At 67.9% G+C, this 20,276-nt stretch carries 20 protein-coding genes; 16 read left to right on the top strand and 4 right to left on the bottom strand.

Annotated elements, in window-relative coordinates:
• The 3 genes from C556_RS20915 to C556_RS20920 form a co-directional block, all read right to left on the bottom strand.
• Window positions 1–2,984, bottom strand: a 2,984-nt coding sequence (locus C556_RS20915; protein WP_018749423.1) for a two-partner secretion domain-containing protein, incomplete at its 3' end; no start/stop codon positions are given.
• A 71-nt stretch (window positions 2,985–3,055) separates the two neighbouring features.
• Window positions 3,056–3,853, bottom strand: coding sequence for a hypothetical protein (locus tag C556_RS0116860; RefSeq protein WP_157236240.1), 798 nt, complete (start codon window positions 3,851–3,853; stop codon window positions 3,056–3,058).
• A gap of 70 nt (window positions 3,854–3,923) precedes the next feature.
• Window positions 3,924–5,600, bottom strand: coding sequence for a ShlB/FhaC/HecB family hemolysin secretion/activation protein (locus tag C556_RS20920; RefSeq protein ID WP_083930660.1), 1,677 nt, complete (start codon window positions 5,598–5,600; stop codon window positions 3,924–3,926).
• A 343-nt stretch (window positions 5,601–5,943) separates the two neighbouring features.
• Between C556_RS20920 and C556_RS0116870 the strand changes: the two genes are divergently transcribed.
• The 16 genes from C556_RS0116870 to tauD all read left to right on the top strand — a co-directional run bounded on the left by C556_RS0116870 (window position 5,944) and on the right by tauD (window position 19,538).
• Window positions 5,944–6,144 carry a hypothetical protein gene (locus tag C556_RS0116870; RefSeq protein ID WP_018749426.1) on the top strand — a complete coding sequence of 67 codons (201 nt, stop codon included), beginning with the start codon at window positions 5,944–5,946 and terminating at the stop codon, window positions 6,142–6,144.
• Between the two features lie 287 nt (window positions 6,145–6,431).
• Complete coding sequence (locus C556_RS0116875) at window positions 6,432–6,674, top strand: hypothetical protein (RefSeq protein ID WP_018749427.1); 243 nt, start codon at window positions 6,432–6,434, stop codon at window positions 6,672–6,674.
• Window positions 6,675–6,992: 318 nt separating this feature from the next.
• Window positions 6,993–7,316 (top strand): hypothetical protein, encoded by a 324-nt coding sequence (locus C556_RS0116880; RefSeq protein ID WP_018749428.1) that lies wholly within the window; start codon window positions 6,993–6,995, stop codon window positions 7,314–7,316.
• Window positions 7,317–7,326: 10 nt separating this feature from the next.
• Window positions 7,327–7,569 carry a hypothetical protein gene (locus C556_RS0116885; protein ID WP_018749429.1) on the top strand — a complete coding sequence of 81 codons (243 nt, stop codon included), beginning with the start codon at window positions 7,327–7,329 and terminating at the stop codon, window positions 7,567–7,569.
• A 332-nt stretch (window positions 7,570–7,901) separates the two neighbouring features.
• The gene (locus C556_RS0116890; protein WP_018749430.1) at window positions 7,902–8,633 is read left to right on the top strand and encodes a GntR family transcriptional regulator; all 732 of its coding nucleotides are present in this window, start codon (window positions 7,902–7,904) and stop codon (window positions 8,631–8,633) included.
• A gap of 418 nt (window positions 8,634–9,051) precedes the next feature.
• On the top strand, window positions 9,052–10,782 hold the full coding sequence (locus C556_RS0116900) for a fumarate reductase/succinate dehydrogenase flavoprotein subunit (protein WP_018749432.1): 1,731 nt from the start codon (window positions 9,052–9,054) through the stop codon (window positions 10,780–10,782).
• On the top strand, window positions 10,779–11,027 hold the full coding sequence (locus tag C556_RS0116905) for a 4Fe-4S dicluster domain-containing protein (RefSeq protein ID WP_018749433.1): 249 nt from the start codon (window positions 10,779–10,781) through the stop codon (window positions 11,025–11,027). Before C556_RS0116900 ends, C556_RS0116905 begins: the two co-directional genes overlap by 4 nt.
• 63 nt (window positions 11,028–11,090) lie before the next feature.
• The gene (locus C556_RS0116910) at window positions 11,091–12,503 is read left to right on the top strand and encodes an ABC transporter substrate-binding protein (RefSeq protein WP_018749434.1); all 1,413 of its coding nucleotides are present in this window, start codon (window positions 11,091–11,093) and stop codon (window positions 12,501–12,503) included.
• Window positions 12,504–12,513: 10 nt separating this feature from the next.
• Window positions 12,514–13,299 (top strand): ABC transporter permease, encoded by a 786-nt coding sequence (locus tag C556_RS0116915; protein ID WP_018749435.1) that lies wholly within the window; start codon window positions 12,514–12,516, stop codon window positions 13,297–13,299.
• Window positions 13,296–14,153 carry an ABC transporter ATP-binding protein gene (locus C556_RS0116920; RefSeq protein WP_018749436.1) on the top strand — a complete coding sequence of 286 codons (858 nt, stop codon included), beginning with the start codon at window positions 13,296–13,298 and terminating at the stop codon, window positions 14,151–14,153. Before C556_RS0116915 ends, C556_RS0116920 begins: the two co-directional genes overlap by 4 nt.
• 277 nt (window positions 14,154–14,430) lie before the next feature.
• Window positions 14,431–15,411 (top strand): HEAT repeat domain-containing protein, encoded by a 981-nt coding sequence (locus C556_RS0116925; protein WP_018749437.1) that lies wholly within the window; start codon window positions 14,431–14,433, stop codon window positions 15,409–15,411.
• Entirely contained in the window at window positions 15,408–15,719 is a 312-nt protein-coding gene (locus C556_RS0116930) for a DUF971 domain-containing protein (protein ID WP_018749438.1), read from the top strand. Before C556_RS0116925 ends, C556_RS0116930 begins: the two co-directional genes overlap by 4 nt.
• Window positions 15,720–16,003: 284 nt before the next feature.
• The gene (gene tauA / locus C556_RS0116935) at window positions 16,004–16,993 is read left to right on the top strand and encodes a taurine ABC transporter substrate-binding protein (protein ID WP_018749439.1); all 990 of its coding nucleotides are present in this window, start codon (window positions 16,004–16,006) and stop codon (window positions 16,991–16,993) included.
• A gap of 51 nt (window positions 16,994–17,044) precedes the next feature.
• Window positions 17,045–17,848, top strand: a complete 804-nt coding sequence (gene tauB / locus C556_RS0116940) for a taurine ABC transporter ATP-binding subunit (RefSeq protein ID WP_018749440.1) — start codon at window positions 17,045–17,047, stop codon at window positions 17,846–17,848.
• A complete protein-coding gene (gene tauC, locus C556_RS0116945) occupies window positions 17,845–18,687 on the top strand; it encodes a taurine ABC transporter permease TauC (RefSeq protein WP_018749441.1) in 843 nt (280 codons plus the stop codon). Before tauB ends, tauC begins: the two co-directional genes overlap by 4 nt.
• A gap of 14 nt (window positions 18,688–18,701) precedes the next feature.
• Window positions 18,702–19,538, top strand: coding sequence for a taurine dioxygenase (gene tauD, locus C556_RS0116950; RefSeq protein WP_018749442.1), 837 nt, complete (start codon window positions 18,702–18,704; stop codon window positions 19,536–19,538).
• A gap of 234 nt (window positions 19,539–19,772) precedes the next feature.
• On the opposite strand, the gene C556_RS0116955 is transcribed toward tauD, so the two are convergent.
• On the bottom strand, window positions 19,773–20,159 hold the full coding sequence (locus C556_RS0116955; protein ID WP_018749443.1) for a VOC family protein: 387 nt from the start codon (window positions 20,157–20,159) through the stop codon (window positions 19,773–19,775).
• Window positions 20,160–20,276: the final 117 nt, after the last annotated feature.

A 20,276-nucleotide genomic window follows, 5' to 3' on the forward strand; every position in this document is an offset into this window, starting at 1 on the left:
GTGGTCAGTGTCAGCCCGCCGCCGCTGGTGAGTTGCGCATTGCGCGCGGACAGCGCCTGCGTGCCGCTGAGGGTGGCACCCTGGCGCCCTTCGACCTTGCCCTGCGCCAGATTCAGCGTGGCGGCCTGGGCCTGCACCGTGCCGCCCGCCAGCAGCGCGCCGCTGGAGGTCAGGGTGTCGCCCACCGTCAGGTGCAGGGTCTGGTTGCGCGTCAGTGCGCCGTTACCGTCCACCCCGGCGGCCAGGGTGCCGCTCTGGCTCAGGGTCTGCGCGGTGATGGTCAAAGCGTCGCCGCTGACGATTGCGCTGTCGTTGTGCAGTTCGCGCACTGCGACGGTGGCGGCGCCTTCGGCGCGCAGCTGGCCGCCGACGTTGTCCAGCCGGTCGGCCTGGGCGTTCAGCGTGCCGCCGGCGTCGAATACCGAGCGGGTGTTGCTCAGTGTGCCCTGGCTGGTCAGCGCGAGGTTGCCGCCGGCGGAGACCTGGGTGTCGCTGGCGCTCAGGCTGCCGCGGCCTTGCAGCGCCACGTCGCCGTAGGCGGCGATGTGGCCGTCGCTGGCCGTAATGCTTTGGGCGGTGACGCCGAGGCCGTCGCGCGCCAGCAGTTGGCCGCCGTCGAGGCGATAGCCGTCCTGGAGGGTGATCTGCGCGCGGCCGGCGCGGGTCAGTTGACCGTTGGCGTCCACCCCGGCGCCCAGGGTGCCGGATTGGGTCAGGCTGCGCGCATTCAGGGTGAGGTCGCCGCCGGCCAGCAGCAGGCCGTCGGTGGTGACGGTGGTGGCGGTCACGGTCAGCGCGCCATCGCTGCGCGCGCTGCCGCCCTGCTGGGTGAGGGTCTGCGCGGTGAGGCCCAGGCCCTGGCGGGATTCCAGCTGGCTGTCGCTCAGTTGCAGCGTACCCTGGGTGCCGAGGTCGAGCCGACCGGCCGCCAGCACGCTGCTCTGGTTCAGGGTGGCGGACTGCGCGGTCACCCGCGTAGGGCCGCCGCTGCGCAGTTCGGCATCGCTCAACGCCAGCTGCCCGGCCGTGAGTTCCACGCCGCCGGCCGCCAGTACCTGGCCGCCCAGGGTGGCGTTCTGCTGCACCTGGAGCGTCAGCGCGCCGGAGCCCGCCAGGTTGCCGTCGCTGCCGAGGCCGGCGGCCAGCACGTGGTTGCTGTCCAGCTGGCGGGCCTGCAGCCGCAGGTCGCCGCCGGCGCCGATCACGCCGGTGTTGCGCACGCTGTCGGCGGTGAGGGTGGCGGCGCCGGTGGCATAGAGCTGGCCGGCGTTACGCAGCGCCTGGCTGTCCACCCGCAGGGTGCCGCCGGCGCCGACGATGCCGCTGCCGTTGTCGAAGGTGGTGGTGGTCAGGCTCAAGCCCTGACCGCTGGTGAGCTGGCCGCCGTCGTTGTTCAAGGTGTCGGCGCCCAGGGTCAGGCCGCCCTGCCCGACCAGTTGGCCGCCGCGGTTGTCGACGCTGCTGCCGCCACTCACGCTCAGGCTGCCCGCGCCGTCCTGCACGATCTGGCCCTGGCGGTTGTCCAGCGTCGCGCTCTGGATGGCGAGCGAGCCGTTGCTGGCCTGCATGGCGCCGCCAATGTTGGACACCACGCCCTGCGCGGTAACGCTGAGCGCCTTGCCCGCCTGCAGGATGCCCCCCTCGTTGCGCACCGCGCCCGGCGTGGTCAGCGCCAGGTTGCCGCCGGCCTGCACCGTGCCCTGGCGGTTGGATATCTCGGCCGCGGCCAGATCGACGTGGCCCAGCGCGGCCACTTGGCCGCCGTCCAGTTGCAGGGTGGCGGCCTGCGCGGCCACCGTGTGGCCCGCCAGCAGCTGGCCGTTGCTCACCAGCGCGCCGCTGCTCCGCACGGTCAGTGCGCCAGTGCCCTGCAACTGGCCCTGGGCATCCAGCCCGGCGGCGACGGTGCCGCTGTTGCGCACCTCGCCACCCCGCACCACCACGTCGCCGGCCGCCGCCAGCGTGCCGGTCTGGGTCACCGCGCCGGCCACGTCCAGCGTGGCGCCGCCGCCGGCATACACCGTGCCGCCCTGCTCCAGCGCCTGTCCGCGCAGGGTGACATCGCCGGCCGCCTGCCACTGGCCGTCGACGATGCGCACGGTGCCGGCCTGGTCCACCTCGATGCTGCCGGTCAGCGCGGCCAGCTGCCCGACGCTGTTGACGCCGACGCCGCGGTCGGTGCCGATCAGGTGGATGGCGTTGGCGTACATGCTGCCCAGCGCGCCCAGGTCCAGCGAGACGCCGGGCGCGTTGGCCTCGTCACCCAGTGCGGTCACGCCCAGCGTAGCGACGCCCGGGCCGCCGTAGCCGACGATATTGGCGCCGGTGATCACGTTCAGCCGCTGTGCCCACAGCGCCGCGTTGACCGACAGCGAGCGGCTGATCAGGTCCAGTTGATCCAGGTTGGATGCGTTCAGCCCGGCGCCGACGATGTCGATCTGCCCGCCATTGACCCGGAAGCCGGTGAGGCTGCCGTCGGCGCCGAAGGTGGGACGGCCGGTGGTCAGTGTGGCGCGTGGCGCGTTGATGAAGCCGCAGCCGTTACAGGTGATGCCGTTCGGGTTGGCCACCACCACGTTGGCGGCCTTGCCGGCGACCTCCAGGTAGCCGTTCATGGCGCTGGGGTTGCGCCCGGTGACTTCGTTCAGGATCAACCGCGCCGCGCTGTTGCCCAGGAACGGATTGCCCTGGATCTGCCCCGCCAGCTGGGTCTGCGTCGCCACGCCGCTGTTGTTCAGCACCATGCCGTTCTGCGGCACGCCGAACTGGTCGAACTTGTTGTGTGACACCCCGTTGTCGTTGGGCTTGGCGATCTGCACCACCGGCACCCCGTTCCCCGCCTGGGTGACCACCGGCCGCTGGCTGCCCGGCGCGTTGCGGTCCGGCACCACCTCGGCCCAGCCACGCAGGGGGATAGCCAGTTGCAGCAGGCTGCACAGCACAACGGTGGCTTGGCGGAACACGGAAGGGGTAGCGAATTGCATGATGCAAACCTTTGAACAGGCTTTTTAAAAGACAACTTCAAAAGGAGCCAGGAAGGCTCCTTTTATTCACTTCATCGACAATCGAATACGGCTGCGCCCTTGAACCAGGACAAATAGCTTTCTTCCATTTCCCAGGAAGTCACGATGACGTAGCCGTTATCGACACCTTTGCCTAATGCCACGCCCGCAAACTTTTTGTCTATGGTGTTGTTCAGAAACTGGCCATATCGAACGTTACTGCTGGGAATGCTTTTTGTAGCAGAGATATCCACGGGCGCAGTTCCGTTCTCGGGTGCGATGGAGAGCTGGACATTCACAGCAGCAACACCGGCGGCCAGAGACAAGCTCGCCTGGCCCGTTACATGCGCCTTGACCCCCTTGTTCATGGATTCAAGGAATTGCCCGGTGCAGGTGAACACGGCCGTCGTATTCGGCAGCGATTCCAGTCGGTTGTACGCCACGTAGTACCAGCGTTGATCCGCGCCAATCGCAACCGGGGTGAGATCTTTGTACGTCGTATAGGAACCATTGGAAAAACTGCCCATCGCATAAGCGGGAGCTTCGAATTTTTGTACGACCTGTGTGTCGTCGCTAAATACTATGGTATAGAAATCACGATAAACACCATCGACAAATGGCACAGTATGGTCGAACCCACCATAGCTGCCACCATTTGGCCCCGCCAGCACATAGGCCATGTTTTCCGATTTGACAAAGCCATTGTCCGGCACTGGAGTTGGCGTTGGAATTACTTCGTCAGGCTGGCCTGGCTCGGATGCATTGGGCGAGCCTGAATCACCACCCCCGCCACCACAGGCAGCCAATATTGCCAATACAGCACCCGAAGCGATTAAACGTGCAATTTTCATTTCAGACTCTCTCTTTAATTAATGTCAAAAATAAAATTAGTTTTCTGTAAAACACATATTTGACTTTTGTTTACAACGCCAGCCCCACCCAGAAGGTGCCGGTCAGGTGCGAACTGCCGAATCCTTCCGGCCGGGCCACCGGGCCACCCACCGAGAACTCGTAGCGGAACGCCTTGGCGCTGCCGCGGATGCCCGCCACCCACCCCGCCAGGTCGTGCCCCAGCAGGAAGTCGTTGGCCTGCCGGCCGCCGACGTAGCCGTAGTCCAGGCCCACGTACAACTCGGCGCCGGGAATCGGCTGGTAGGGAACGCTCAGGGTGTTCTGCCAATAGGCGCCGTCTTCGCCGGCCAGGGTCACTTCGCCGTCGAAGCCACGCACCGAGTAACGGTTGCCGATCGACAGCCATTCGTAGCTGGGCAGCAGCGCGGTGCGGCTCAGCTGGCCGCGCAGGCTGGTGTCGTAGCGCATGGGCAGCGCGCCCAGTTGGAACGGCGCGGTGAAGCTGAGGTCGGCGTTGACCAGCTGGTAGCGGCCATCCCATTCCGGCTCGCCGGCCATCTCGCCCGGCTCCTTGCTGTGGCTGGGCAGGCTGCCCTTCAGGCCGACCCGGCCATCCAGCACGCTGCTGCCCAGGTAGTGGCGCAGGCCCAGGCCGACGTCGTAGCCCACCGTGTCGCGCGCCTGCACTTCGATCTCGACCTCGTCGATCTCGCTATGGCTGGTGCGGCGCCACAGCTTGCCGTCCAGCGCCACGCGGTTGCTGCTGTCGCGGTAGATCACCCGCGACAGGCCGAGGTCGTAGCCGAACGAGCGCCCCGCGTAGACCAGGTCGGAGGAATAGCCGGCGACGGTCTGGTGGTAACGGCTGCGATTCACGCTCATCGACAGCACCGAGTAGCCGATGGGCACGCTCCAGTTGAGCGCGGCGCTGTCGCTGCCGTAGTCCAGGCGGTGCCAGTGCGCGTCGCGGCTGGCCGACAGGCTCAGCACGTCGTACAGGCCAAACGGCGAATCCAGGCTGGCCGACAACGCGGCCTGGTTCTTGCCGGTGGCCTGCGAGCCGGAGTTGTCCAGCGACAGCAGCAGGTGCCAGCGCTGGCCGGGCGTGTGCTTGATGACGATCTCGGTGTCGCCCGGGGCTTCGCCCGGCACCAGCGAAAGCTCGGCCTGATGGCCCGGCAGGCGGCGCAATTGCTCGATCGCCTGATCCAGATCCTGCTGCCGCACCACGTCGCCCGCCTTGAACGGCAGCATCAGCCCCAGCCGGCCGGCGCCCGTGCCTTCCTCGCGGATGCGCGAGATCCGCCCCGGCATCAGGATCAGTTTGAGTTGGCCGGTCTGGATCGATTGCTCGGGCACCACCACCCGGCTGACCACGTAGCCGCGCGCCAGCAGGTCGCGGTTGAGCCAGTCCTGCAATGCTTGCAGGCCCTGCCCGCCCAGGCATTGGCCCTGGGCCTGCGCGGCCTTGGCCGCCAGCCAGTCGAACCCGACGGCGCCCTCGAGCGTCACCTGCCCGATGGCGAAGCACGGTTGCTCATTGGGTGCAATGAAGGATGTAACGGATGGCGGAAGCTGGACTTCCGGCTGGGATAACGGTGGTGTAAGTTTTTGCAACAACTGCTCTTGCCGCTGAGTACTGCGCTGTTGCTCGCGGTCGTCGAAATCGAACCGTTCAGCCCCAGCCTTACTCAGCACGCCGCACAACAGCGCCCCCGCAATCCAAGGCCACAGGTTGTAAGCCATTGGAGTACTTGTTCTTTTTAAAGTTGGCGAACGATACCGCCCTTACGTACGGCTCATCAACGCCGACAAGCGGTGTTGTATCTTTTTTGCAATCCCTACACAAAAACTTCCAGAAAAAGAAAGCTATCGCAACAATTCCTTACGAATCGCGTCTACTCCAAACGCGCGCCATGTCAAAGACATGCCAGCAGCAGCCTTGTATTTGTTCCGCCTACGGTTTATGTCATCGTCGTGGGGCCGCGTTGCTGCTGGTTTTCCGGCTCAGGATTCAGGACTTGTCCTACAGCGCAATCCCAAGCGCTACCGCATCATCGATTCAACACCCCCCCATTGGAGAACCGACATGGATATCCATCTGCATCCCGCCATCCAGGCGGCCACCACGCAGGGGCAAGCCGAACCGCTGCCGCCCGATCTGTCGCAACACGAGGAACCGGGCACCGTCGGCGCCACGCTGGGCACGGTGTGGGGCGCCTGGGTCGGCTGCGTGCTGGGTACCGCCGTGGTCGGGTCGGTGTACGGCAGCAGCCGGATCGCCCGCTGAGCGCGCTGTCGTAACAGCCAACCCGCACTGATTCGATCCGCGTTCCCGCACCCATGCTTCCAGCATGGGTGCTTTGCCGTCGGTCCCGGATTTTCGGCTGTCCGTCGTGCTTGCCGACAATCCCGTTCTTTTGTGGCTTTATCCTTCCGCAATTCGAAATGAACCCGCGATCCGGCCGAATTGCGATACCGGTCGGCGGCGCTGCGCCATTTCGAAATCAATTTGTCGTCACAATGTGCTACGTTGGGCTTCTCACTACGAGGGGGCACCTTGTATGGAGTATTGCCATGGAGCTTTCGCACGAGGAATTGCACGCCATGCTCACTCAGGCGTGGCATGCAGGCATGCTGGCCGCCATTGACCAACTGGCGGCCGTGAACAAACGCGACACCAAGCTGTACGACGCGCTGTGCCAGGCGGAGGTCAGCCGCATCATCTACCGTTGCCGCCACAGCCAGACCGTGGCGCCGCTGCGCGCCTGGGCGTCGTCGTCGCCGAGAACGTCGGAATGGGAATATCATTTGCCGTAATTGCCGCCAATTCCGGTTTTTTGCCTCAACCCGATATCCGGCCCTTTAGTTCTTCTCAATTCATGAAAGCAACAGATTGACAAAATCGATTTGAAATCCCTCCCTTGAAAGCAATTATCTGACGGCATCCGCCGCACCCTCAAACGCCGAACGGCCTGCCGTTCGGCGTTTTGGCTTGGCCAATCCCAATTAATACCGGCCGCCGCGATGTCCCCGCTGGCTACGGTGGCGGTAGGTGGCGCGCCCCAGGGTGAATCGACCTTCAAACGCGGGTGCGAAGGTCGATTCACCCTCGCGCCCCATTGCCAGGAGAACGTCATGCCACGTGGAGACAAATCGGCCTACACCGATAAGCAGAAGCGCCAGGCGGCGCATATCGAGGAAGGCTACGAGGATCGCGGCGTGCCCGAGGACGAGGCCGAGCGCCGCGCCTGGGCCACCGTCAACAAGACCTCGGGCGGCGGCAGGAAAAGCGGCGCCGGCCGGGGCCATGCCGAGAACAAGGAGCCGGCACGCAAGGGTGGCCGCCTCGGCGGCGCGGCCAGTGCCTCGCGCACGCCCGAGCAGCGCTCGGCCTCCGCGAAGAAGGGCGCGGCCACGCGCAAGCGCAATGCCGAAGCCAAGCGCGCCGCCGGCGGCTGAGGGGGAAACCATGCCCGTCAGCCGAACCTTTACGCGGCGGCCCGCCGCCCTGCTGCTGGCCGCGCTACTGGCCGTTGCATTCACCAGCTTCGCCGCCCCGGCGCAGCGCGATTTGCAGCTCGACCCGCGCGGCAGCGACCGCGATCGCGTCGATCGTGGCCGCGACAGCGACCCCGACGACCGCACACCCGGTGTACGACGGGCCTCGGAGCCGGCCGCGCGCACTTCCAGCATCGCCGAACTGGCGCGCTGAGCGGCGGCGCCCCGGCCGGCGCCCCGTTCCCATATCGAGCACCGCCCCCGGGCGCCACACCATCAAGCCGACCCGGCGGTGTGGTGGTGGCGACAGGCTGCGCGGCAGCGGTCGCCACAGCGGAGACAGCGCCGGCTGCTGGCATTTCAACAGTCTGTTGGCTTCATTGCTGAAATATAAGCAGACGGCAACGCATCTTCAGGCGATGCCCGCTGAGCACGAACCGACAAAAAATCCTTTCATAACAATTCTTTGAGTGATGCCCCGGGCAATCCGGCGCGTTTGGCACGGCGCTTGCAATACATGACCTGTCATAACGAGTTGCCGCGCCGATGTCCGACACCCTGCTACACCCCACCCTGCCGCTCTACAGCCGCATCCGCGATGAGTTGCGCACCCGCATCCACGCCGGTGCCTATGCGCCGCACGAGCGCCTGCCGTCCGAAAGCGAGCTGATGACGCTGTACGGCGTCAGCCGCATCACGGTGCGCCAGGCGCTGGGCGAGCTGGAAAAGGAAGGCGTGCTGTTCAAGGTGCCGGGCAAGGGGGCCTTTGTCTCCAAGCCCAAGCCGTTCCAGCAACTGGCGCGGCTGCAAGGCTTTGCCGAGGCGATGCGCGAGCATGGGCACGAGATCTACAACCGCTTGTTGAGCATCCACACCCTGCCGGCCGACGCCGTGGTGGCCGAACGGCTGCACCTGCCCGTCGGCGCGCCGGTGACCGAGCTGCGCCGCGTGCGCCTGCTCAACCGGCAGCCGGTGTCGCTGGACGTGACCTACGTGGCGCCCCATATCGGCGAGCGCCTGGCGCGCGAGGACCTGGCCACGCGCGACGTGTTCGTCATCCTGGAGAACGACTACGGCATCGCGCTGGGCCACGCCGACCTGACGATCGACGCGCAACTGGCCGAGCCGGAAATCGCCGGCCTGCTGGGCCTGCCCATCGGCCAGCCGCTGCTGCGGATCGAGCGCCTGACGCACGACCGCGCCGGAGCGCCGGTCGATTTCGAATACCTGCACTGCCGCTCGGACAACTTCCAGTTCCGCTTGCGGGTTGCGCGCTAGAACCGGCATGCATTCATACCGACCCGATCATTCTGCTGCCCCCGGCGAAGCCGGGCGCTTATGGCCTGCTGGAGCGCCAGGATTGTCCGCGCTTCCTGTTCCACCCCCCTCCCCCCCGCCCTCGCCGCGGGGCTGGTGATGAGCTTGGAAACCTCGTTGGTCAGGCACCCCGAATCGGGCCCCCGGCCAAGCCGGGCGCAGGTCGTTTTGATGCTTGCCAGCCCCACCAGCCCATTTTGTTCCACCCCCCTCCCCCCGCCCTCGCCGCCGCGAGGGGGCCTCGCTGCGCTCGTTCGCTGGGTGGGCCAGCAATGGGCTGTCGGAGGTGCCTTTTCCGTGCCCGGCACGCTGCACATTCATGGCCGGTCACCACATTGGCCAACGGCGCCAAACCCGTTTTCTCTCAAGGAAACAAACCATGAACACCCTCGAACGCGAGGTCGATGTCCTCGTCATCGGCGGCGGCACGGCCGGGCCGATGGCCGCGGTCAAGGCCAAGCAGGCCGACCCCAGCCTCAAGGTGCTGCTACTGGAAAAAGCCCACGTCAAGCGCAGCGGCGCGATCTCGATGGGCATGGACGGCCTGAACAACGCCGTCGTCCCCGGCTTCGCCACGCCCGAGCAATACGTGCGCGAGATCACCGCCGCCAACGACGGCATCGTCAACCAGAAGACCATCCTCGCCTACGCGCAGAACAGCTACGCCATGATCGAGGAGCTGGATCGCTGGGGCGTGAAGTTCGAAAAGGACCAGACCGGCGACTACGCCATGCGCAAGGTGCACCACCTGGGCACCTACGTGCTGCCGATGCCGGAAGGGCACGACATCAAGAAGGTGCTCTACCGGCAGCTGAAGAAGCATCGGGTCGAGATCACCAACCGGCTGGTCGCCACCCGGCTGATCGTCGGCGCGGACGGCCGCATCGCCGGCACCTTTGCCTTCGACTGCCGCAGCGGCGACTTCCACGTGGTGCGTGCCAAGTCGGTGGTATTGGCATGCGGCGCGGCCGGGCGGCTGGGGTTGCCGGCGTCGGGCTATCTGTTCGGCACCTACGAGAACCCCACCAATGCCGGCGACGGCTACAGCATGGCGTATCACGCCGGGGCCGAGCTGTCGGGCATCGAGTGCTTCCAGATCAATCCGCTGATCAAGGACTACAACGGCCCCGCCTGCGCCTACGTCACCGGCCCGTTCGGCGGCTACACCACCAACAGCCGCGGCGAGCGCTTCATCGAGTGCGACTACTGGTCGGGCCAGATGATGCAGGAGTTCCACAACGAGCTATCCGGCGGCAACGGCCCGGTGTTCCTCAAGCTGGATCACCTGGCCGAGGAAACCATCAGCGCCATCGAAACCATCCTGCACACCAACGAGCGCCCCAGCCGCGGGCGCTTCCACGCCGGGCGCGGCACCGACTACCGCGAGCGCATGGTGGAGATGCATATCTCCGAGATCGGCCTGTGCAGCGGCCATTCGGCGTCCGGCGTGTGGGTGGACGAACACGCCGCCACCACGGTGCCGGGCCTGTTCTCGGCCGGCGACATGGCGTGCGTGCCGCACAACTACATGCTCGGCGCTTTCGTCTATGGCCGCTTCGCCGGCGAATCGGCGGCCCGCCACGCCCAGGCGCACGGCCACGCCGTGGTGGACGCCGCCCAGGTGGACGCCGAGCGCGCCCGCGTGTGGGCGCCGCTGCTGCGCGAAGCCGGCCTGCCGCCGGCGCAGGTGGAATACAAGCTGCGCCGCATGGTGAACGACTACCTGCAACCGCCCAAGGTCACCCGCAAGATGCAGCTCGGCCTGGAGCGCTTCGAGGCGATCCGCGACGACCTGGAGCTGCTGCACGCGCGCAACCCGCACGAGCTGATGCGGGCAATGGAAGTACACGCCATCCGCGACTGCGCCGAGATGGCGGCGCGCGCCTCGCTCTACCGCACCGAAAGCCGCTGGGGGCTGTACCACGCCCGCGTCGATCACCCCGAGCGCAACGACGCCGAATGGCGCGTCCACGTGCAGCTGCACAAGAACGCGGCGGGCGACATGGCGTGCTTCAAGCGCCCGCTGGAGCCGTACCTGATCGACATGGATCGGCACGAACAGGCGGCTTATCAACAACTGCGCATCAAGACGGAGGCCGTCCCGGCATGACATTCCCCACCTTTGCCCTCGCCCAGCAGCGCACCAGCGTGCCGGTGCGCATCGACGACGAAAAGTGCATCGCCGACAAGGGCTGCACCGTATGCGTCGACGTGTGCCCGCTCGACGTGCTGGCCATCGACCTCACCCGCGGCAAGGCGTACATGGCGTTCGACGAATGCTGGTACTGCATGCCGTGCGAGAAGGATTGCCCGACCGGCGCGGTGCAGGTCGACATCCCTTATTTGCTGCGTTAACCCCCCCCACTCACCTGAAAGCGGCTGACAAAGCCCACAGCCGCACGCCACCCTGGAGACACCATGAAATTCACCCACCAACTCGGCGCACTCGCGCTCGCGCTGTTCACCGCCGGCCTGGCGCACGCCGAGACCATCCGCATCGCCATCGGCACCCAGGACACCACCATCAATTGCGCCACCGGCGGCGTGCTGATCCGCGAACTGAAGCTGCTGGAGAAATACCTGCCGCGCGACGGCAAGTACAAGGACGCGCAGTACGACATCCAATGGAAGAACTTCACCTCCGGCGCGCCGCTGACCAACGAGATGGTCGCCGACAAACTGGACATCGGCTCGATGGCCGACTTCCCCGGCTCGCTCAACGGCGCCGCCTTCGACAAGGCCGGCAAGAAGAGCCTGTTCATCACCGTGCTGTCGGGCAGCACCCAGGGCAGCGGCAACGGCATCGTGGTGCCCAAGGATTCGCCGATCCAGTCGATCACCGAACTGCGCGGCAAGACCATCTCGGTGCCGTTCGCCTCCACCTCGCACGGCATGCTGCTGCGCGCGCTGAAGGCCAACGGCATCGACCCGGAAAAGGACGTCACCATCACCACCCAGGCGCCGGAAGTGGCCGGGCCGGCGTTGCAGGCGAACAAGATCGACGCTCACGCCGACTTCGTGCCGTTCGCCGAACTGTTCCCGTACCGTGGCTTCGCCCGCAAGATCTACGACGGCTCGCAGGCCAACGTGCCCACCTTCCACGGCTCGCTGGTCAACGCCGAATACGCCCGGAAATACCCCGAGATCGTCACCGCCTTCCTGCGTGCCGCCATCGAGGCCGACCGCCTGTTCGCCGCCGAACCGGAGAAATACAGCGACCTGATCGAGAAGACCACCGGCATCGAAGCCGAGGTCGCCTACCTGTTCCATGGCCCGCTCGGCTTGCAGACGCGCGATTTCACCTGGAAGCCCGAATACCGCCAGGCGCTCAAGACCTCGATCGACACGCTGCGCTTCCTCAAGCGCACCGACGCCGACCTGGACGTGGCCAGCTTCGTCGACGACCGCTACCTGCGCGCCGCGTTCAAGCAAGCCGGGCTCGACTACGACGCCCAGCTCAAGCGCTACGACAAGCTGCCGCTCAAGGCCAACGACGCACTCACCGGCAAGCCGATCACCGATTTCCGCCGCCTGGGCCAGGTGTGGATCGAGGGCGAACCCAAGGTGCGTCACTACGCCACGCTGGAATCGGCCATCGCCGACGCCAGGCGGATCGAGGCCGGCGGCAAGCGCATCCGCGTGATCTACGCCCAGGACTACGGCAGCGGCATCAAGCTGCTGGCGCGCCAGGCGTGGTTCGCCCAGGACGGCAAGGGCCAGCTGGCCGCCTTCCTGCTCAAGGACGCCGCCGCCGCGTGGGCCAAGGCCAACAACGCCAGGGTGGTGGACTACGCCGGCATCCAGCCGGCCGCCAGGCTGGCCACCAACTGAGGCCGTGGCGATGCGCGTACTTCGTCCCAACCCCGTCGCCTGGGTGCTGCCCGCCGCATCGCTGCTGGCCAGCGTGCTGCTGTGGCAACTGCTGGCCAGCGCGCGGCCGCACCTGGGCCTGATCGACTTCGCCAACGCCCCGAGCCCGCGTGAAGTGCTGGACGCCGGCTGGACGCTGCTGCAATCGCCCAAGCTGCTGTTCCACCTGGGGCACAGCCTCTGGCGCGTGTTCGCCGGTTTCGCCGCCGCCGCGGTGGCCGGCATCGCGCTCGGGCTGGCGATCGGCCGCTTCGGCTGGGCGCGCGGCACGCTGCTGCCGCCGCTGGAAGTGCTGCGGCCGATCCCCGCCGTGGCGTGGATTCCGCTATCGGTGCTGCTGTTCCCGTCGTCCGAGGTGTCGATGATGTTCATCACCTTCATCGGCGCACTGTTCCCCATCCTGCTGGCCACGGTACACGGCGTGGAGGGCGTGGACGCGCGGCTGGTGGCCTCGGCGCGCAGCCTGGGCGCGCGCCGCTGGCGGGTGTTCGCCGAGGTGATCGTGCCCGGCGCGGCGCCCGCCATCGTCACCGGCCTGGCCATCGGCATGGGCACCTGCTGGTTCTGCCTGGTCACCGCCGAGATGATCTCCGGCCAGTTCGGCATCGGTTACTACACCTGGGAGAGCTACACCTTGCAGAACTACCCCAACATCGTGGTCGGCATGCTGCTGATCGGCGTGCTGGGCATGGGCAGCAGCGCGCTGATCCGCGCACTGGGCCGGCTGGCGATGCCCTGGCAGGGAGCGGCCCGATGAACGCCCCGCTCCCGCTGGTCGCCACCGCCGGCCGCATCGCGCTCGACCGGGTGTCGATCCGCGTCGGCCACGGCCCCGACGCCTTCGCCGCCGTCGAGGAAGTCACCCTCGACATCGCGCCGGGCGAATTCGTCTGCCTGCTCGGCCCGTCCGGCTGCGGCAAATCCACCCTGCTCGGCGCGCTGGCCGGACACCTGGCGCCCAGCGCCGGCACGCTGCGCGTCGATGGCGCCGACGTCGCCGGGCCATCGCCCGAACGCGGCCTGGTGTTCCAGCACCACACGCTGTTCCCGTGGCGCCGGGTGATCGACAACGTCGCCTTCGGCCTGAAGATGCGCGGCGAACCGCGCGCGGCCCGGCACGCCGCCGCGCGCGAACTGCTTGCGCTGGTCGGGCTGGACGGCTTCGCCCAGCGCTATCCGTCGCAGTTGTCCGGCGGCATGCAGCAGCGGGTGGAAATCGCCCGGGTGCTGCTCGGCCAGCCGCGCGTGCTGCTGATGGACGAGCCGTTCGGCGCGCTCGACGCGCTGACCCGGCTGAAGATGCAGCAACTGCTGCTCGACGTGTGGTCGCGCTTCGGCACCACCGTGGTGTTCGTCACCCACGACATCGACGAGGCGCTGTTCCTGGCCGACCGCATCCTGGTGATGAGCCCGCGCCCCGGGCGCATCGTCGAGGACCTGCGCCTGCCGTTCGCCCGGCCGCGCGACGCCGCGCTGTCCACCACCGCCGACTTCGCCGCGCTCAAGCGCCACTGCCTCGCCCTGCTGCACCACGACGCGCCGGCCCAGCCGCTGCCGCGCCTGACCCCGCTGGGCGCGCCCGACGTGCACGCCCTGCAATTCGCCATCTGAGAGCCTGTTCAAGGTCTTTTCGCGGCAGCGCCGAGCCGGAAAAAGGTCAGGCACAAGGCGTGCGACGCAGGCAATAACCGGTTATTTCCAAGGAGCACAACGAGTGGATGACCTTTTTCCGGCCCGGCCCGAAGGGTTCGGGGCATTGCCGGCGCGCTGCTGCGTTGCACGCCGCTCACGGTATTCATACCGCCGCGCGTCTTGCGCCTTGCCGCGCACCGGCACTGCCGCGAACGCTGTCGTGAAAAGATTTTGAACAGGCTCTAACGGAACGCCCATGACCGAAACCCTGGCCGCACTGCGCGGCGACCCCGACTACCTCGCGCTGGCGCCCCGGCTGAGCGCCGCCGACGCCGCCACCCGCCGCATCGCCCTGATCGAACTGGCCGACCATGGCGACCCCGACCACCTGCCGGCGCTGCTGGCCGCGCTGGACGACCCGGCCGCCACCGTCCGCGCCGAGGCCGCGCGCCTGGTCGCCGGCTGGGACGACGCGGACGCCGCCGCCGCGCTGGCCGAACGGCTGGCGGCGCGGCTGCTCGATCCGGACGGGGAAGTACGCGCCGCCGCGGCGCAAAGCCTGTCCGAACTGAAAGCGCCGCAGGCCGGCCCCGCGCTGCTGCCGTGGGCACGCCACCCCGACGCCTTCGCCCGCGCCGCCGCATTGCGCGCCCTGCGCGAACTGCGGGTGCCGCAGGCCGGCGACGCGGCGCTGGACGCGCTGGCCCATGCCGACGCCGACGTGCGGCGCGAAGCAGTGGGCGTGCTCGGCTGGCTCAAGCTGGCCGCCGCCGTGCCCGCGCTGGCGCGGCTGGCGCAGGCCGACCCCGATGCCGAGGTGCGCCGCATCGCCAGCGGCGCGCTGGGCTTCGCCGACGGCGCCGCCGTGCTGCCGGCCTTGCTGGCGGCGCTGGCCGACCCGCAATGGCCCGTGCGCGAGGAAGCCGCCACCACCCTGGGCAAGCTGCGCCTGCGCCCGGCCGCACCGGCGCTGATCGACAGCCTGTACGGCGACATCTGGCAGGTGCGGATCAAAGCGGCACGCGCGCTGGGCCTGATCGGCGACACCGCCGCCGTGCCCGCGCTGATCACCAGCCTGGGCCATGCCGCCGGCAACCTGCGCAAGGAGGCCGCCATCGCCCTGGGCGAGATCGGCGACGCCTCGGCGGAGCCCGCGCTGCGCCTGGCCGAATCCGACCCCGACCCCGAAGTACGCAAGGCCGCGCGGCTGGGCCTGGCCGGACTGCGCCGCCCATGACGCCGAGCGAGATCACCGTCACCGCCGACGCGCTGGCGCTGAGCTGGCCCGATGGCCTCGTCACCCTGCCCGCCGCGCTGCTGCGCCACGCCTGCCGCTGCGCCGACTGCCGCGCCCAGGTGCTGCGCGGCACGCCCGCGACGCTACCCGCCACCATCCGCCTGCAAGGCGCCGAACCCATCGGCCACTACGCCCTGCAACTGCACTTCGACGACGGCCACGAGCGCGGCATCTATCCGTGGGGGTATTTGCGGGGGTTGGGTTTGGGGGTGGCTGAACCCCAGGTCTTGAACCACAGAGGACAGTGAGAACACAGAGGGGTCACAGAGAACACCTTGAACCCGGCAATGAAAGATCGGCTTATACGACGCAGGTGATACGAGCCAGACTGCACGCCCCCAGACCCCTCCCGGTTTCCTCCGTGAAGCCTCTGTGCGCTCACTGCCCTCTGTGGTTCAAGACCTGGGGTTTCACCATCAAGCAATTTGTTATTTGGAAATAGTTTTATATTCCTTTTTATCTATAAAGCATGCCGGTTAGATTGCCTCCATCGCCCGCTGCCTTCGCAGCGGCAACCCTGGAGAACAACATAATGAGCACCTCCCACCGCACCACCCGCTGGCTGTCCGCGCTGAGCCTGGCCGGCGCCGCGCTGGCCGTCCATGCCGCCGATGTCACCATCGCCTACCAGACCACCGTCGAGCCGGCCAAGGTGGCGCAGGCCGACGGCGCCTACGAGAAGGCCAGCGGCGCCAGCATCGACTGGCGCAAGTTCGAGAGCGGCGCCGAGGTGATCACGGCGGTGGCGTCGGGCGATGTGCAGATCGGCTATGTGGGCTCCAGCCCGCTGGCGGCGGCGGCCAGCCGCTCGCTGCCGGTACAGACCTTCCTGATCGCGGCGCAGATCGGCTCGGCCGAGGCGCTGGTGGTGCGCAACGGCGCCGGCATCGCCAAGCCGGCCGATCTGGTCGGCAAGAAGATCGCCGTGCCGTTCGTCTCCACCACCCACTACAGCCTGCTGGCCGCGCTCAAGCACTGGAAGATCGACCCGGCCAAGGTGCAGATCGTCAATCTGCGTCCGTCCGAGATCACCGCGGCGTGGCAGCGCGGCGACATCGACGCCGCCTACGTGTGGGATCCGGCGCTGGGCAAGGCCAAGGAGAACGGCAAGGTGCTGGTCAGCTCCACCGACGTGGCCAAGTGGGGCGCGCCCACCTTCGACGCGTGGATCGTGCGCAAGGATTTCGCCGAGAAGAACCCCAGGTTCGTCGAGCAGTTCGCCCGCGTCACGCTCAAGGCGTATGCCGACTACGCCGCCAATCCGAAGGCGTTCGCCGCCAAGGCGGGCAATGCGGAGAAGATCGCCCGGGTGACGGGCTCCAAGCCGGAGGAAGTGGCCGGGCTGCTGGCGGGCAACCGCTACCCGCTGGCGGGTGAGCAGGCGAAGCTGCTGGCCGACGCCACCACCAAGGCGCTGACCGACACCTCGGCCTTCCTCAAGGAGCAGGGCAAGGTGGATGCGCTGCAACCGAGCTACGCCGAGTACGTCAGCAACCGCTACGCCAAGGCGGCGCTGAAGTAATCCACCACCCCGCGCGCCGGGTCCGCCCGGCGCCGGCCCTGGGAGTCCGCCATGTCCTCGTTGATCGTCGATCGCGTGTCGGTGCGCTATGCCGGCGCCGCCGGCCTTGCGCTGGCCGATGTGTCGCTGACCGTGCCGCCGGAAAGTCTGGTGGTGGCGCTGGGGCCATCCGGCTGCGGCAAGACCACCCTGCTCAACCTGATCGCCGGCTTTATCGCGCCGGACCGCGGCAGCGTGGTGCTCGACGGCAGGCCGGTGACCGGGCCGGGCGCCGAGCGTGGCGTGGTGTTCCAGCACGATGCGCTGCTGCCGTGGCTGGACGTGGCGGACAACGTGGCGTTCGGCCTGCGCCTGCGCGGCGTGGCGGCGCGCGAACGCCTGGCGCGGGCGCAGCAGGTGCTGCGGCTGGTCGATCTGGACGGTTACGCCGGCCACCGCGTGTGGCAGTTGTCCGGCGGCATGCGCCAGCGTGTCGGCCTGGCGCGGGCGCTGGCGGCCGATCCGCGCGTGCTGCTGATGGACGAGCCGTTCGGCGCGCTGGATGCCTTCATCCGCGAACAGATGCAGTCGCTGCTGCTGCGGGTATGGCGCGAGACCGGCAAGCGGGTATTCCTGATCACCCACGACATCGAGGAGGCGGTGTTCCTCGCCACCGAGCTGGTGCTGATGTCGCCCGGTCCGGGCCGCATCGTCGAGCGCCTGTCGCTGGATTTCGGCCGCCGCCACGCCGCCGGCGAGCCGGTGCGCGAGATCAAGTCCGACCCCGCGTTCATCGCGGTACGCGAACACGTGCTGGCCCGCGTGTTCGCGCACCGCGCCGGCCAGGCCGGAACATCGCAAGGAGTCATCGCATGAATACCGCCGAACTCGCCTTGGGCGAACACGAATTCCCGCCCGCCGAACACGCCGAACCGCAGCGCCCACCCCGGCGCGGCACACTGCGCCTGGGCGTCGCCACGCTGGGAACGCTGCTGGCGCTGTGGTGGGCCGTCAGCGCCAGCGGGCTGGTGCCGCCGCTGTTCCTGCCGCCGCCGCAGGCGGTTCTGGCCAAGCTGTGGCTGACCGCCACCCAGGGCTATATGGACGCCACCTTGTGGCAGCACCTGGGCGCCAGCGCACTGCGCATCGTGCTGGCGCTGGTCGCCGCCGTGTCGTTCGCGGTGCCGGTGGGCATCGCCGTCGGGCTGTCGCGCACCGCGCGCGGCGTGCTCGATCCGCTGATCGAGTTCTACCGACCGATTCCGCCGCTGGCGTATCTGCCGCTGATCGTGATCTGGTTCGGCATCGGGGAGCTGTCCAAGGTGCTGCTGATCTACCTGGCGATCTTCGCCCCGATCGCCATCGCCACCGCCACCGGCGTGCGCGGGGTGGACCCGGCCCGCGTGCGCGCCGCTCAGTCGCTCGGCGCCAGCCGCTGGCAACTGATCCGCCACGTGATCGTGCCTTCCGCCCTGCCCGACATCCTGACCGGCGTGCGCATCGGGCTGGGCACCGGCTGGTCCACCCTGGTGGCCGCCGAACTGGTCGCCGCCACGCGCGGGCTGGGCTTCATGGTGCAGTCGGCGGCGCAGTTCCTGGTCACCGACGTGGTGGTGCTGGGCATCCTGGTCATCGCCGTGATCGCCTTCGGCCTGGAACTGGGCCTGCGCGCCTTGCAGCGCCGGCTGGTGCCCTGGCAGGGCCAATCCCACTGATCCGGAAAACAATCATGTCGACGCTCGAAATCACCCCGCTCAGCCCCGCCCTCGGCGCCGTGGTCAGCGGTGTCTCGCTGGCCGGACCACTGGACGAGGCACACCACGCGGTGCTGCACGAGGCGCTGCTGCGCCACCAGGTGCTGTTCTTCCGCAACCAGCCGCTGACGCCGGTGCAGCAGCGCGATTTCGCGCGCCACTTCGGCGACCTGCACGTGCACCCGATCTACCCCAACGTGCCGGAAACCCCGCAGATCCTGGTGCTCGACACGCATGCAGACAATCTGCCGGACAACGACAACTGGCACACCGACGTGACCTTCATCGCCACCCCGCCACTGGGCGCCGTGCTGGCCGCCAAGCAATTGCCGCCCGCCGGCGGCGATACGCTATGGGCCAGCGGCACCGCGGCGTTCGACGCGCTGTCGCCGCGGTTGCAGGCGCTGCTGGACGGCCTGACCGCCACCCACGACTTCGCCAAGTCGTTCCCCGCCAGCCGTCATGCCATCTCCGACGCCGGCCGGGCGCAATGGGAGGCCACCCGCGCCCGACATCCGCCGTTGTCGCACCCGGTGATCCGCACCCATCCGGCAACCGGGCGCAAGGCGATCTTCGTCAACGAAGGCTTCACCCTGCGCATCAACGAACTGCCGCCCCGTGAATCGGACGCGCTGCTGGCCTTTCTGTACGCGCACGTCTCGCGCCCCGAATTCACCGTGCGCTGGCGCTGGCAGGTGGACGACGTGGCGTTCTGGGACAACCGCGTCACCCAGCACTACGCCGTCGCCGACTACCTGCCGGCGCGGCGGGTGATGCACCGGGCGACCATCCTGGGAGATGCGCCGTTCTGAGGGGGGATGGCTGCAAAACCGACCCTAAATCTTGAACCACAGAGGGCGGTGAGAACACGGAGGGGTCACGGAGAAAGGCCACGACAGGTGGGGTGCCGTGGCGCGCCGCCTGCTTGCCCGTATTGCACGCCACGCCAAGGCCGACCTAAAGGCCAGATTCTCTCTTGTTCTTGTTTTTCTCTGTGACCCCTCTGTGTTCTCACCGCCCTCTGTGGTTCAAGGTGTGGGGTTACTTCAATCCCCGCCGTGAAACACCGCCTCGATGTTGTAGCCGTCCGGGTCGTACGCGAAGGCGGCGTAATAGCCCGGGTGGTAATGCGGGCGCGGGCCGGGCGCGCCATTGTCCCGCGCGCCGGCCGCCAGGGCGGCTTGGTAAAAGGCGGCCACCTGCTCGGCGCTGCCCGCGCGAAAGGCGATGTGGCTGCGCGGGGTATAGGGCTCGCCCTGGCTGATCCAGAAATCCCCACCCGGATCGTCGCCCGCCTCCGCCTTGCCGTCGCCAAACCCCACCGCCACGCCGAAGTCGAGACGAACCGCATAGCCCAGCGTGGCCAGCACGGCCTGGTAGAACTGCTTGCTCTGTTCGAGGTTGGAAACGTTGATGCCGGTGTGGTCGATCATGGCGGGCTCCTGGGTTGAAAATGCTTCACTTAAGCACCCCGACGGACGCCGCGCCATGACGGAGCGCCATGCGCCACCGAACTTGGCAACGCCGGCGCAGCGGCGCTCTCGGCATCG

It is taken from the genome of Chitiniphilus shinanonensis DSM 23277 (assembly GCF_000374805.1).
Taxonomy (GTDB): Bacteria; Pseudomonadota; Gammaproteobacteria; order Burkholderiales; family Chitinibacteraceae; genus Chitiniphilus; species Chitiniphilus shinanonensis.

Excerpts from the sequence above, each read along its gene's own strand:
- C556_RS0116910 (WP_018749434.1), top strand. The coding sequence starts at position 11,091 with ATGAAATTCACCCACCAACTCGGCGCACTCGCGCTCGCGCTGTTCACC.
- tauD (WP_018749442.1), top strand. The coding sequence starts at position 18,702 with ATGTCGACGCTCGAAATCACCCCGCTCAGCCCCGCCCTCGGCGCCGTG.
- C556_RS0116875 (WP_018749427.1), top strand. The coding sequence starts at position 6,432 with ATGGAGCTTTCGCACGAGGAATTGCACGCCATGCTCACTCAGGCGTGG.
- C556_RS0116920 (WP_018749436.1), top strand. The coding sequence starts at position 13,296 with ATGAACGCCCCGCTCCCGCTGGTCGCCACCGCCGGCCGCATCGCGCTC.
- C556_RS0116880 (WP_018749428.1), top strand. The coding sequence starts at position 6,993 with ATGCCACGTGGAGACAAATCGGCCTACACCGATAAGCAGAAGCGCCAG.
- tauC (WP_018749441.1), top strand. The coding sequence starts at position 17,845 with ATGAATACCGCCGAACTCGCCTTGGGCGAACACGAATTCCCGCCCGCC.
- tauB (WP_018749440.1), top strand. The coding sequence starts at position 17,045 with ATGTCCTCGTTGATCGTCGATCGCGTGTCGGTGCGCTATGCCGGCGCC.
- C556_RS0116870 (WP_018749426.1), top strand. The coding sequence starts at position 5,944 with ATGGATATCCATCTGCATCCCGCCATCCAGGCGGCCACCACGCAGGGG.
- C556_RS0116915 (WP_018749435.1), top strand. The coding sequence starts at position 12,514 with ATGCGCGTACTTCGTCCCAACCCCGTCGCCTGGGTGCTGCCCGCCGCA.
- C556_RS0116890 (WP_018749430.1), top strand. The coding sequence starts at position 7,902 with ATGTCCGACACCCTGCTACACCCCACCCTGCCGCTCTACAGCCGCATC.
- C556_RS20920 (WP_083930660.1), bottom strand. The coding sequence starts at position 5,600 with ATGGCTTACAACCTGTGGCCTTGGATTGCGGGGGCGCTGTTGTGCGGC.
- C556_RS0116905 (WP_018749433.1), top strand. The coding sequence starts at position 10,779 with ATGACATTCCCCACCTTTGCCCTCGCCCAGCAGCGCACCAGCGTGCCG.
- C556_RS0116925 (WP_018749437.1), top strand. The coding sequence starts at position 14,431 with ATGACCGAAACCCTGGCCGCACTGCGCGGCGACCCCGACTACCTCGCG.
- C556_RS0116955 (WP_018749443.1), bottom strand. The coding sequence starts at position 20,159 with ATGATCGACCACACCGGCATCAACGTTTCCAACCTCGAACAGAGCAAG.
- C556_RS0116900 (WP_018749432.1), top strand. The coding sequence starts at position 9,052 with ATGAACACCCTCGAACGCGAGGTCGATGTCCTCGTCATCGGCGGCGGC.
- C556_RS0116885 (WP_018749429.1), top strand. The coding sequence starts at position 7,327 with ATGCCCGTCAGCCGAACCTTTACGCGGCGGCCCGCCGCCCTGCTGCTG.
- C556_RS0116860 (WP_157236240.1), bottom strand. The coding sequence starts at position 3,853 with ATGAAAATTGCACGTTTAATCGCTTCGGGTGCTGTATTGGCAATATTG.
- tauA (WP_018749439.1), top strand. The coding sequence starts at position 16,004 with ATGAGCACCTCCCACCGCACCACCCGCTGGCTGTCCGCGCTGAGCCTG.
- C556_RS0116930 (WP_018749438.1), top strand. The coding sequence starts at position 15,408 with ATGACGCCGAGCGAGATCACCGTCACCGCCGACGCGCTGGCGCTGAGC.